The 12,167-nt window shown below is 68.4% G+C and carries 13 protein-coding genes; 7 read left to right on the forward strand and 6 right to left on the reverse strand.

The window, feature by feature from the left end; translation table 11 throughout:
* From WDM91_15865 to WDM91_15880, 4 genes are read right to left on the reverse strand one after another with little or no spacing between them, the layout of a single operon-like run.
* Entirely contained in the window at positions 1 to 489 is a 489-nt protein-coding gene (locus WDM91_15865; protein ID MEI9996071.1) for a GAF domain-containing protein, read from the reverse strand.
* Positions 489 to 878 (reverse strand): peptide-methionine (R)-S-oxide reductase MsrB, encoded by a 390-nt coding sequence (gene msrB / locus WDM91_15870; protein ID MEI9996072.1) that lies wholly within the window; start codon positions 876 to 878, stop codon positions 489 to 491. Before msrB ends, WDM91_15865 begins: the two co-directional genes overlap by 1 nt.
* Before the next feature lie 44 nt (positions 879 to 922).
* Entirely contained in the window at positions 923 to 1,339 is a 417-nt protein-coding gene (gene mscL, locus WDM91_15875) for a large conductance mechanosensitive channel protein MscL (protein ID MEI9996073.1), read from the reverse strand.
* A 37-nt stretch (positions 1,340 to 1,376) separates the two neighbouring features.
* Positions 1,377 to 1,772, reverse strand: a complete 396-nt coding sequence (locus tag WDM91_15880; GenBank protein MEI9996074.1) for a VanZ family protein — start codon at positions 1,770 to 1,772, stop codon at positions 1,377 to 1,379.
* Positions 1,773 to 2,172: 400 nt separating this feature from the next.
* Between WDM91_15880 and rpmI the strand changes: the two genes are divergently transcribed.
* The 7 genes from rpmI (at position 2,173) to WDM91_15915 (ending at position 10,165) form a co-directional block, all read left to right on the forward strand.
* Positions 2,173 to 2,379: a 50S ribosomal protein L35 gene (gene rpmI, locus WDM91_15885; GenBank protein ID MEI9996075.1), complete on the forward strand. Its 207-nt coding sequence runs from the start codon at positions 2,173 to 2,175 to the stop codon at positions 2,377 to 2,379.
* Positions 2,380 to 2,382: 3 nt separating this feature from the next.
* Positions 2,383 to 2,748: a 50S ribosomal protein L20 gene (gene rplT / locus WDM91_15890; GenBank protein MEI9996076.1), complete on the forward strand. Its 366-nt coding sequence runs from the start codon at positions 2,383 to 2,385 to the stop codon at positions 2,746 to 2,748.
* A gap of 82 nt (positions 2,749 to 2,830) precedes the next feature.
* Positions 2,831 to 3,910 (forward strand): phenylalanine--tRNA ligase subunit alpha, encoded by a 1,080-nt coding sequence (gene pheS / locus WDM91_15895; protein ID MEI9996077.1) that lies wholly within the window; start codon positions 2,831 to 2,833, stop codon positions 3,908 to 3,910.
* Between the two features lie 169 nt (positions 3,911 to 4,079).
* Positions 4,080 to 6,464, forward strand: coding sequence for a phenylalanine--tRNA ligase subunit beta (pheT, locus tag WDM91_15900; protein ID MEI9996078.1), 2,385 nt, complete (start codon positions 4,080 to 4,082; stop codon positions 6,462 to 6,464).
* Positions 6,465 to 6,552: 88 nt separating this feature from the next.
* A complete protein-coding gene (locus tag WDM91_15905) occupies positions 6,553 to 7,707 on the forward strand; it encodes an NAD(P)/FAD-dependent oxidoreductase (GenBank protein MEI9996079.1) in 1,155 nt (384 codons plus the stop codon).
* A 39-nt stretch (positions 7,708 to 7,746) separates the two neighbouring features.
* The gene (locus tag WDM91_15910; GenBank protein ID MEI9996080.1) at positions 7,747 to 8,985 is read left to right on the forward strand and encodes a S41 family peptidase; all 1,239 of its coding nucleotides are present in this window, start codon (positions 7,747 to 7,749) and stop codon (positions 8,983 to 8,985) included.
* A gap of 1 nt (position 8,986) precedes the next feature.
* Positions 8,987 to 10,165 (forward strand): MFS transporter, encoded by a 1,179-nt coding sequence (locus WDM91_15915; protein ID MEI9996081.1) that lies wholly within the window; start codon positions 8,987 to 8,989, stop codon positions 10,163 to 10,165.
* Here WDM91_15915 and WDM91_15920 read toward each other — a convergent pair.
* Both WDM91_15920 and WDM91_15925 read right to left on the reverse strand, forming a co-directional pair.
* Positions 10,131 to 10,940 carry an SAM-dependent methyltransferase gene (locus WDM91_15920; GenBank protein MEI9996082.1) on the reverse strand — a complete coding sequence of 270 codons (810 nt, stop codon included), beginning with the start codon at positions 10,938 to 10,940 and terminating at the stop codon, positions 10,131 to 10,133. The two genes, WDM91_15915 and WDM91_15920, sit on opposite strands and share 35 nt — an antisense overlap.
* A gap of 52 nt (positions 10,941 to 10,992) precedes the next feature.
* Positions 10,993 to 12,030: a hypothetical protein gene (locus WDM91_15925; protein MEI9996083.1), complete on the reverse strand. Its 1,038-nt coding sequence runs from the start codon at positions 12,028 to 12,030 to the stop codon at positions 10,993 to 10,995.
* Between the last annotated feature and the right edge of the window lie 137 nt (positions 12,031 to 12,167).

A 12,167-nucleotide genomic window follows, 5' to 3' on the forward strand; every position in this document is an offset into this window, starting at 1 on the left:
TCAGACCGGGTCGCTCGCCGCCGCCCAGAGCGCGGCGAGCGTTTCCAGCCCGCGCGCATCCTCCGCGTCGAACCGGTCCGTCAGCGGGCTGTCGAGATCGAGAACGCCGCGCAGTTCGCCTTGCACGAGCAGCGGCACGACGACTTCGGAGCGCGATGCGGCATCGCAGGCGATGTGGCCGGGAAACGCGTCGACGTCGCGCACCAGGACGGTTTCGCGCCGCTGCGCCGCCGTCCCGCAGACACCGCGACCGATCTCGATCCGCACGCAGGCGGGCTTGCCCTGGAAGGGACCCAGCACGAGTCCCGGATCTTTCAGGAAATAGAATCCGGCCCAGTTCAGATCCGGCAATCCCATCCAGAGCAAGGCCGACAGGTTGGCGGCATTGGCGATGGCGTCGCGCTCGCCGCGGAACAGCCCTTCCGCCATGAGCGCCAGCTCACGGTAGATCTCGGGCTTGCTGCCGGACGGGCGCGCGCCTTCGAACATCAGGATTTCGGCTCGAACTTCAGCGCCGTGCCGTTCATGCAGTAGCGCAGACCGGTCGGGTTCGGCCCGTCGGGGAAGACGTGTCCCAGATGGCCGCCGCAATTGGCGCAGGTGACCTCGTCGCGCACCATGCCGAGGCTGGCGTCGGTCTTGGTCGCCACCGCGCCGTCCTTGGCCTTGTAGAAGCTCGGCCAGCCCGAGCCGCTCTCATATTTGGTCGACGAATCGTAGAGCGCCGCACCGCAGCCCGCGCAGAGGAAGTCCCCCGCACGCTTCTCGTGGTTCAACGGGCTGGAGCCCGGCGGCTCGGTGCCGCATTGGCGCAGGACATAGTACTGCGCGTCGTCGAGTTCGGTCTTCCAGTCCTGGTCGGTTTTCTTGACGGTCATGTTGTTCTCCTTCGTCCCGCAATTCGCTCGGGCGGGGCGCGCGGTTACGTTCGTTTGGCGTTCAAGGCGTCGCGGATCTCGCGCAGCAGGCGGATATCCTCCGGCGCCTCGGCGGGCGCCTCGGGCGGCGGCGTCTTCAGCCGGTTGATCTGGCGCAGCAGCAGGAACAGCACGAAGGCGACGATCAGGAAGTTCAGGACCGTATTGATGAAGAGGCCGTAGTTCAGCGTCACCGCCCCGGCATCGGCCGCGGCCTTCAGCGTGCCGAGGTCGCGATTGCCCTTGAGCACGAGGAAGAAGTTCGAGAAATCGATGCCGCCCAGCAGCAGGCCGATCGGCGGCAGCAGCACGTCCTTGACCAGCGAATTGACGATCCCGGTGAACGAAGCGCCGATGATCACGCCGACCGCCAGATCGATCACATTGCCGCGCACCACGAAGGTGCGGAATTCCTTGAACATGCCTGAAGCCCTTGAACGCAGGGCGAAATATTAGGCCCTAAGGCTCGCCGTCAACAAGCTTGCGGGCCTTCAGCAGCAGGACACCCGTCCAGGCGAGGCCAGCCCCGCCGCAGACGCCCAGCGTGTTCGCCAGCTCGTCGAAGATGTCGGCGTCGCGCCCCGTCATCCCCTGCACGATCTCGAGCGTGCCGCCGAGCGCGATGAGCCCCAGGGCCCACCACAGCGCCCGCCGCTCCGCCCGCGCCGCGATGGTCGTCATCAATGCGAGGCCGAAATAGGCGGTGAAATGGAGCGCCTTGTCCCAGACATGGACTTCCACGTCGGCCAGGACCGGCGCGTGGGCGAGCTCGCCATATATGACAAGCAGCAGCGCCGGCCAGATCAGCCAGGCGTCGAGCCGGCGAAACAGATGCAACACTTCGCGGAGGGACATGGGCGGCCTGAATAGGGCCCACTGATCTAGCCCAATTTGCGGCGCCTGGGTGGTTCGCGACGCCACGGCAAGGCCGCATGACGGTTGAGGTCGGCGCGGGACCGGCCACCATACCGCCGCCGGAGCATGAGAACGTGCCGGTGCAGAATTTATTCCGCAAAAACAATAGCTTGTATGATGCAGACTCTCTCGGCCTTGCCCCCCAGCGGCCTTGCGGGCTCAAAAGAACGTTTCATCGAGGATGAAATGAGCGGCAGCGCTGCGGCGGGAGGACGCTTCCCGCCTTGCAATGGAAAGCCGGCCCCTTTAAGACGCGCGCTCTTTCGTGAGCGGCCAGGCAGGGCATGCCTTGGCGGCTCGTAAAGCGAACCGGCTCATCCGAGCCAAGGAGACCCGCAAAATGCCCAAGATGAAGACCAAATCGGGCGCCAAAAAGCGCTTCAAGTTCACCGCGACCGGCAAGATCAAGACCCACCAGGTCGGCAAGCGCCACCGGCTGATCAACAACTCGCCGGCCCGCACCCGCGACCTGCGCGGCACGGACCTTCTGTCGAAGTCCGAGACCCAGCGCGTCAAGCGCTGGATGCCCTACGGCGGAGGAATCTGAGCCATGTCACGCGCCCCCCGTTCCGTACCCAGCCACGCCCGCCGCAAGAAGGTCTTCAAGGCCGCCAAGGGCTTCTATGGCCGCCGCAAGAACACGATCACCTCGGCCAATGCCGCGGTCGACCGCTCGCTGCAGCACAATTACATCGGCCGCAAGGAGAAGAAGCGCAATTTCCGCGCCCTCTGGATCCAGCGCATCAACGCCGGCTGCCGCCTCTACGGCATCACCTACAGCCGATTTATCAGCGGGCTCGCCACGGCGGGCATCGAGATCGACCGCAAGGTCCTCTCCGATCTCGCCACGCACGAGCCCGATGCCTTCAAGGCTCTGGTGGATCAGGCAGCGGCCAACGCGCCGTCGCTGGGTTAAGTCGAAATCCCATCGGAGCTTTCCAGGGCCTTGGCAACCGCCGAGGTCCATGGTCCAAGCCATTCCGTTTCAGGGATTTCAGATGAGCGACATTCAGGCACTCGAACGCGACATCCTGGGCGCGGTGGCGGCGGCTTCCGACGAAGCCGCGCTGGAGGCGCTGCGCGTCTCCGCGCTGGGCAAGAAGGGCTCGATCAGCGAGCTTCTGAAGACGCTCGGCGCGATGACGCCGGAAGAGCGCAAGGCACAAGGCCCGCTGATCAACGGCCTGCGCGACAAGGTCGGCGAGGCCATCGCGGCGCGCAAGGTCGCGCTGGCCGATGCCGCGCTCGATGCGCGCCTCGCCTCCGAGACCATCGACGTCACCCTGCCGCCCCGCCCCGAGCCGCAAGGCTCGATCCATCCGGTCTCCCAGGTGTTCGACGAGATCACCACCATCCTGGGCGACCTCGGCTTCGCGATCGGTGAAGGTCCGGATGTCGAGTATGACGACTACAATTTCACCCGCCTCAACATGCCGCCCGATCATCCGGCGCGGCAGATGCAGGACACGTTCTACCTGGCCAGGCAGGCGGACGGCAGCCAGCACATCCTGCGCACCCACACCTCGCCGGTGCAGGTGCGCACCATGCTCAAGCAGAAGCCGCCGATCCGCATCGTGGCGCCGGGCCGCACCTATCGCGTCGACAGCGACGCGACGCATTCGCCGATGTTCCACCAGTTCGAGCTGCTGGTGATCGACGAGGACACCCATCTGGGCCATCTCAAATGGACCATCGAGGAGTTCTGCAAGGCGTTCTTCGAGGTCGACAAGGTCGAACTGCGCGCCCGGCCGAGCTATTTCCCTTTCACCGAGCCGTCCGTGGAATGGGATCTGCGCTGCGACCGCTCGGTGCCCGGCAAGATCACCTTCGGCCAGGGCAATGACTGGCTGGAGCTCGGCGGCTCGGGCATGGTCAACCCACGCGTGCTGGAGATGTGCGGCATCGATCCGACGAAGTACCAGGGCTTCGCCTTCGGCGGCGGCATCGATCGGCTCGGCATGCTCAAATACGGCATCCCCGACATCCGCTCGTTCTTCGAGTCCGACCTGCGCTGGCTGCGCCATTATGGCTTCGCGGCGCTGGATCTGCCTTCGCTCGACGGAGGGCTCAGCCGATGAGGACGCACGGCCTTTCCTCCCCCGTAACCACGGGGGAGGTGGCTCGCACGCGCAGCGTGCGAGACGGAGGGGGCTGGCGCGGTGTCTCCCCCCTCCACCATCGCTTCGCGATGGTCCCCCTCCCCCGTAACCACGGGGGAGGAAAAGTCATTGGGGGGAGGTCTTCGCCATGAAATTCCCGCTCTCCTGGCTCAAGGCGCCGCTCGACACCGATGCGGAGCTCGACGTCATCGCAGCCAAGCTCACCGATATCGGGCTCGAGGTCGAAGGCATCGAGGATGCCGGCGCGCGGCTGAAGGATTTCATCGTCGGCGAAGTGATCACGGCCGAAAAGCATCCCAATGCCGACAAGCTGCGGCTGTGCATGGTCGATGCCGGTGACAAGGAGCCTCTTCAGATCGTCTGCGGCGCGCCCAACGCGCGCGCGGGCATAAAGGTCGTGCTGGCGCGCCCGGGCACCGTGATCCCGGTCACCGGCGAAGCCCTCAAGATCGGCACCATCCGCGGCGTGGAATCGCGCGGCATGATGTGCTCGGCGCGCGAGCTGCTGCTCGGCGAGGACCATGACGGGATCATCGAGCTGCCCGCCGAGGCCAAGGTCGGCGAAAAGGCGAGCGTCGCGCTCGGCCTCAGCGATCCGGTGATCGAGATCAACCTGACGCCCAATCGCGGCGACTGCACCGCCGTCTATGGCGTGGCGCGCGACCTCGCGGCCGCCGGCATCGGCCGCTTGCGCGCCGGCGATCTTTCGCCCGTGCCGGGAAAATTCCCGTCGCCGATCACGACCGCGACCGAGACGGACGCCGCGCCGATGTTCGCCGGCCGCCTGATCCGCGGCGTGAAGAACGGCCCGTCGCCAAAATGGCTGCAGGACTGGCTCAAAGCCGTCGGCCTGCGTCCGATCTCCGCCCTGGTCGACGTCACCAATTTCCTGTCGCTGGATCGCGGCCGGCCGCTGCATGTGTTCGATGCCGCCAAGCTCAAAGGCGAGCTGCGCGCCCGCCTCGCCAGGGACGGCGAACAGCTCCTGGCGCTGGACGGCAAGACCTATACGCTCGATCCCCAGATGGTCGTGATCGCCGACGATGCGGGCGCGCAAGGCATCGGCGGCGTGATGGGCGGCGAAGCGTCGTCCTGCACCGAAGCCACCACCGAGGTGTTCGTCGAATCGGCGCTGTTCGATCCGATCGCCATCGCCCGCACCGGCCGCAAGCTCGGCATCAGCTCGGACGCGCGCTACCGCTTCGAGCGCGGCGTCGATCCGGAGTTCACCTTGCCGGGCCTCGAGCTGGCGACCCGGATGATCCTCGACTTCTGCGGCGGCGAACCGTCGGAGATCGTGGTCGCGGGCGCGCCGGCCCCGTGGGAGCGCAGCATCGACTTCCATCCGGACTATGTCGCCAAGCTCGGCGGCCTCGCCGTGCCGAAGACGGACTGCGTCGCGATCCTCGAGCGCCTCGGCTTCACCGTCGAAGACGCCGGTGCGCTGTTGAAGGTTCAGCCGCCGTCCTGGCGCAGCGACATCGTCGGCCGCGCCGATCTGGTCGAGGAGGTGATCCGCATCCATGGGCTCAACAAGGTGCCGTCGGCGCCGCTGTCGCGCGGCAATGCGGTGGCCAAGCCGACGCTCACGCCGGGCCAGCGCCGCACCCGTGCCGTCCGCCGCGCCATCGCGGCGCGCGGTTTCAACGAGACGGTGAGCTTCTCCTTCATCGCGCGCGCCGATGCGGCGCTGTTCGGCGGCGGCGACGACGCGCGCCAGGTGTCGAACCCCATCGCCGCCGATCTCGACGCGCTGCGTCCCAGCGTGCTGCCCTCCTTGCTGGCGGCCGCCAAGCGCAACGCCGCGCGCGGCTTCCACGATCTGATGCTGTTCGAAGTCGGCGCGCAGTTCGGCAGCGGCATGCCGGGCGCCCAGGCGACCATCGCCGCGGGTATCCGCACCGGCGAAGGGGCGCGCAACTGGAGCAAGTCCGCCCGTCCCGCCGACGTGTTCGACGTCAAGGCCGACATGCTGGCGGTGCTGGAAGCCGCCACGGGTGCGGCAATGACCGCGCCGGTGAAGGCGGGGGCGCCGGCCTGGTATCATCCCGGCCGGTCCGGCACGCTGGCGCTCGGCCCCAAGACATTGGCGACCTTCGGCGAGATCCACCCGAAGATCCTGGCCGCCTTCGACCTCGAGGGCCCGGTCGCGGCCTTCGAAGTGAATCTCGATGCCATCCCGGAAGCGAAAGCCAAGGGCAAGGCCCGCGCCGTCTTCATGCCGTCGCCCTATCAGGCCGTCGAGCGCGACTTTGCGTTCCTGGTGGATGCCAAGGTGAGCGCCGACGAAGTCCTGCGCGCCGCCAGGGGCGCCGACCGCAACCTGATCGAGAGCGCGATCCTGTTCGATGTCTACGAGGGCAAGGGCATGCCGGAGGGCCGGAAATCGCTCGCCATCGCGGTGCGCCTCCAGCCCAAGGACCGGACACTGACCGAGCCGGAGATCGAAGCCCTCGCGGCGAAGATCGTCGCGGCGGTGGGCAAGGCGACCGGGGCGACGTTGCGCATGTGATTCCACCTCCCCTCCGGGGAGGTGAAAAGTTGCGTCACAATCCCGCCTAACGCGCGGGCCAGGCTTATCCCTCCTGCGGGAGGGAGCCATGATCCAACGTTACGACCTCGTCATCGTCGGCGGCAGTTTTGCCGGATTGGCCTGCGCCCGCACCGCGGCGCTGCGCGGCCTCAAAGTCGCCGTCGTCGACTCCAAGCCGGAGCCCGGCGCCCGCACCACCGGCATCGTGGTCAAGGAAGCCAGCGACGATTTCGACCTGCCGGCGCGGCTGATGCGCAAGGTCCGCGGCGTGCGGCTCTACGCGCCCAACGACAGGCACCTCGACCTGTCCGCGCCCGGCTATTTCTTCCAGGCGACCGACACCGCCGGCGTGCTGCGCTGGATGGCGGGCGAGGCGGAGCGGGCCGGCGCGACCCTGCTCTATGGCCGCAAATTCGACGGCGCGGTCGAGCATGCGCGCGGCGTGGCGCTCACCGGGCTGGGGCTGCATGCCAGCTTCCTGATCGGGGCGGACGGGGCGCGCTCGCGCGTCGCCGAGCTCTTCGGCCTGAGCCGCAACACCGATTTCCTTGCCGGGCTGGAGATCGAATGCGAGCCGCTGGCGGATCTCGATCCGCGCTTCCTGCATTGCTTCGCCGACAGCCGCATCGCGCCCGGCTATATCGCCTGGGTGGTGCCCGGGGTGGACGCGACCCAGATCGGCGTCGCGGCGAAACGGCCGCACCGGCCCGAGCTCGGCCTTTTGCTGCGCCGCCTCAAGAGCGTCTGCGACATCCGCCAGATCCGCGTCCGCCAGCGCCGCAGCGGCCTGATCCCCAGCGGCGGCACGCTGAAGCATCTGGGCACCAACCGGGTGCTGCTGGTCGGCGATGCCGCGGGCATGGTCTCGCCGGTGACCGGCGGCGGCATCCATACCGCGCTGCATTTCGGGCGGCGCAGCGCGCAGCTCGTTTCGGATTACCTGGGCGATCGCGGGCCTCATCCGGTGGCGCAGCTCGCGCGCGAAGCGCCGCGCTTCCGCGCCAAGCTGATGCTGCGCCGCCTGCTCGACACCGCGCCATCCAACATCCTGATCAACGCCTTCCTGCGGACGTCGCCCGCCAAGGCGCTGGCCCAGCGGCTCTACTTCCACAGCCGTGCCGGCGCGCCCGATTCCTACGACGCCTGGATCGCGGAATTCGAGCGCGATGAACTTGGCCAGGCATCGCCGCAGATGCCCGGGCCCAGGCTGCGGGTGATTTGACCTTGCGCCGGTGCCGGGGGGACCGTAACCCTGCGGCGCATGAATCGCAGGGACCTGCTCTTCGCGCTGATGGCCGCCACGCTTCCCTTTCCCGCATTCGCCGGACAATGCACGGACGCCAAGGCCAATGCTGCCGACATCGAATGGCTGATCGGCCAGATCGCGGCGCGCTACGCCTATCTGCCCGACCGTCATGTCGATCTGGACCGGATGCGCGCGCTCTATGTCGCGCAGGCCGGCAACGCCTGCGACCCGCATGTCTTCCTGGGCGTGCTGGAGCGCTGTCTCGCAGAGCTGCACGACCACCATGTCGAGGCTGGGGTGAACAACAGCGCTTCGCCGCAGCTCGTGCCGACCGGCGCGGAGGCCTGGGCCGCGTTCCACCGGGGCCGCGCCGTCATCGAAGCGGTGCGGCCCGGCAGCGGCCTGATGCGCGCCGGGGCGCGGGCCGGAGACGAGGTCGTCGCGATCGGCGGCGTGCCGGCCGCGCAGGCAGTGGCGGCGCATGCGCCGCGCGCGTTGGCGGCGCATGATCCCGAAGCGGACGACTACACGCTGCGCGTCCTGCTCGCCGGCACGCATGAGGCGCGACGCGTCTTCACGCTGCGCGATGCCGCGGGCGAAAAGCCCATCGCGCTGCCGCCGCATCGCGCCGAACCGAGCGGTCCGCCGCTGACGTTGCGCCGTTTCGACGCCATCGCCTGCATCCGGATCGAGAACAGCCTCGGCGACAGCGCATTGGTGCCGGCCTTCGACCGGGCGCTCGAACAGGCGCGCGATGCGCGCGGCCTGATCCTCGACCTGCGCAACACGCCGAGCGGCGGCAACACCGATGTCGCCGAGCCGATCCTGGGCCGTTTCGTCACCGGCCGGCCGGGCTATCAGCGCGTCTTCGATCCGGCGCCCGGCAAGAGCTTTCCCAAGGACGGCTGGACGCGCTGGGTGCGCAGCCGCGGCGAGACCGTCACCCAGCCGCTGGTCGTGCTATGCGGCCGCTGGACCGGCAGCATGGGCGAGGGGATGACCATCGGCTTCGACGGCCTCAAGCGCGCGACCGTCGTCGGCACGCGCATGGCCGGGTTATGCGGCGCGACGCAGGGCTTCACGCTCCCCGGGAGCGGCATCACCGTGCAATTCCCGGTCGAACGCCTCTATCATCTCGACGGAACGCCACGCGAGAAATGGACGCCGCCGATTCCGGTCGACCTCGCCCGCGAAGCCGGCGACGATCCGGTCCTCGCGCGCGGGCTCGCCGTGCTGCACGGCAAGATGGGCTGAGATGGACCGGACCTTCGACCGCCGCAGCGCCACCGCCTTCATCGTCGCCTTCGGCATCGTCAGCCTGTTCGCCGACATGGCCTATGAAGGCATGCGCGGGATCAACGGCCCGTTCCTCGGTCTTTTGGGCGCGAGCGGCGCCGCAGTCGGCGTCATCGCGGGCGGCGGCGAGCTGGCGGGCTATCTGATCCGGCTTCTGTCGGGCCGGGTGGCGCAGGCCACCGGCGCCTATTGGCCGCTCGCGATCGGCGGCTATGTCCTGACCATGATCGCGGTGCCGCTGATGGCCTTCGCCTTCGACTGGCGCGTCGCGGCACTGTTCGTGATGCTGGAGCGTGCGGGTAAAGCGGTGCGCAGCCCGGCGACCAACACCATGCAAGCCAAAGCCGGCGACGTGATCGGGCAGGGCTGGGCCTTCGGCCTGCAGGAAGCGCTCGACCAGACCGGCGCCATCATCGGGCCGCTGATCACCGCGACGGTGCTGGCCCGGCACGGCGATTACCACGCGGCCTATGCCTGGCTGGGCGTGCCGGCGGTGCTGACCCTGCTGACCCTGGGCGCCATCGTGGTGCGCTATCGCTTTGCAGGACATGTCGCGCCGCCGTCGAAGAACGACGTTCCGCCGGTGCTGACACGGGCCTTCTGGCTCTACACCGCCAGCACCGCGCTGCTCGGCTTCGGCTTTGCCGATTTCTCGCTGATTGCGTTCCACTTCAGCCGCGCCGGGACGGTGTCGCCGGCGCTCATCCCGATCTTCTATGCCGGCGCCATGGCCGCATCCGGCGTCGGGGCGCTGGTGTTCGGGCTGTTGTTCGACCGCCGCGGCCTGATCGTGTTGGTGCCCGCGGTGCTTGCAGGCGCCGCGACCACGCCGCTGGTCTTCTTCGGCGGCGCCACGGCGGCACTGATCGGCACCGTGCTGTGGGGTCTCGCGATCGGGACGCAGAACGCGCTGATGTCGGCATCGGTGGCCAAGCTCGTCCCGCAGGCGATCCGCGCCCGCGCCTATGGCCTGTTCTCGGCGATCTACGGCATCGCGTGGTTCGCGGGCAGCGCGCTGCTCGGAGCGCTGTACGACCGCTCGCTGGCGGCGCTGGCGACGGTCGCCATCGCGGCGCAGCTTCTCGCGCTGGTCCCGCTCGGGCTTACGATCCGGGAAATTTCAAGAGAGACGGCGTAGCGCCGAACTGCTCGGCCAGTCTTTCGTACTCCGCGCGCGCGGCCGCATTGGCGCGCTGGTGGCGTTCGGCGAAGATGAACTCGTTCTTGAGCGAATGCTCGAGGCCGGTGAGCTCCGTCACCCGCACCTTGTAGCCATGCGCCTCAAGGAAGAGGCCACGCAGCACATTGGTCAGATGCGCGCCGAACTCGCGGCGCTGGATCGCATGCCGCCAGAGCTGGCGCTCCTTCTTCTTCGAATCTTCGAGCGCCGCCGCGACCTCGGCCTGGCAGCACGGCACCAGCGCGACGAATTTCGCATCGGTCTTCAGGGCAAAGAGGATCGCCTCATCCGTCGCGGTATCGCAGGCATGCAGCGCCGTCACCACATCCGCCGTGCCCAGCTCGGCGTCGGCGATGCTGCTCTCGATGAAGCGCATGCGCTCGAAGCCGCTTTCGGCCGCGATCCGTTTCGAGGTCTCGATCAGGTCGTGGCGCGCCTCGATCGCGACGACGCTGCCGCGGCCCTGCTTGGCGAAGTAAAGGTCGTAGAGCACGAAACCAAGATAGGACTTGCCGGCGCCCAGATCGGCCAGCACCGGCTGTTCGCGCTGCGCGAAAGCCCCGTCCAGCGCCGGCTTGATGAGCTGCGCCAGGTGCAGCACCTGTTTGAGCTTGCGCCGCGAATCCGCGTTCAGCGCGCCGTCGCGCGTGAGGATGTGCAGCGCCTTGAGCAGGGCGACGGACTGGCCCGGCCACAGATCGGCCGGCAGGGTCGCCGTCTTCGTCTTCGCCATGGGCGCTTCTAAGCACGCGCGCGCCGCGAATCCAACCGCGGCCGCCGCGCGGCTATTGCGCAAGCCAATATTGGAAGGCCGTGCCCTCGCCGCCCGCGACGATGCATTTGCGGCCGAGCTTATAGGTGCGGATCACCGATACGGCGCGCGCCGCCGCGTCCTTGTCCTCGTCCAGATCGAGCAGGACCGCGCCGCCGCCCATCACCGTCCACACGCCGTCGCGTTGTTCCGCCTTCACGCCGGCGGGATCGAGCGCGGTGCAGATCTCGCCCTTCAGCGGATCGCGCGGCACCTGGCCGGCGCGTTTCCAGTAGAGCATCGCCCGGCTCTCGCGCGTGACGAAGCACAGCTCGTCGAAATGGTAATAGGCGATCACCGCCTGCGCGCGCTGGGCCGCTTCGCGGTGCGCGCCGAAATTGACCAGCCGGTGCGCGAAATCGCCCAGCCGCCAGTCGCCGTCCACCGGTGCGGCGCGGGTCTGGTCTGGATTGAACGGCATGCAGTCCTCGCCTTTCGCCGGCACATAGCCGGCCGGAAGGCGCGCGCCGATGCCGATCGGGCCCGAACTGCCGAAAAAGCCGCCGCTTTCGGACTGGCCGACGGGTTCCGCTTGCGGGACCGGCGTGCTGCCTGCCGCGGGATTGGTCCGCGCGTCCGCGACGCGCGGCGCGTCGGCCCAATCGCCGGCAAAGGTCGCGGCGCCGGTGCTCGCATAGCTCATCCGGCCATCCGCGAGATCGGTCTGCAGTTCGAAACGCAGGGCATGGCCGACGGCGAGATGCAGCGTCAGGTGCCTGTGACCGGCCGGCGTGTCGAAATCGGCCGCGAGGCTGCGCACATCGCTGGCGCCCGGCGCATCGGCATAAAGCCGCGCGGGCCGGGTTCCCCAGTCGCAATCGGCCGGCTGGCAGCTGCCGAAAAGACGGATGCTCGCCCGGTTGCCGTCCCCCGGAATGACGACGATGCGTGCGATGCCGCCGGCCTCGCGGTCCGGATTGACCCAGTTGCCGAGGAAATCGGCAGTGTCCGCGCGTGCCGGCGCGGCCAGCGTCACCAAAACCGCCCCCAATGCGATTGCCGTCCGTCGCATGCCGCCTCCCGCTACGGGGCGGTTTTCCGCTGCCCGATAGGAGATGGTAACGCTATCGGCCGCGCTGCAACAGGGTGTGGACCGGCGCCGCCCCCACCGCTATATCCCCCGCCTTACCATCCCGCCGTGCAGGAGCG

It is taken from the genome of Rhizomicrobium sp., from assembly GCA_037200385.1.
GTDB lineage: Bacteria > Pseudomonadota > Alphaproteobacteria > Micropepsales > Micropepsaceae > Rhizomicrobium.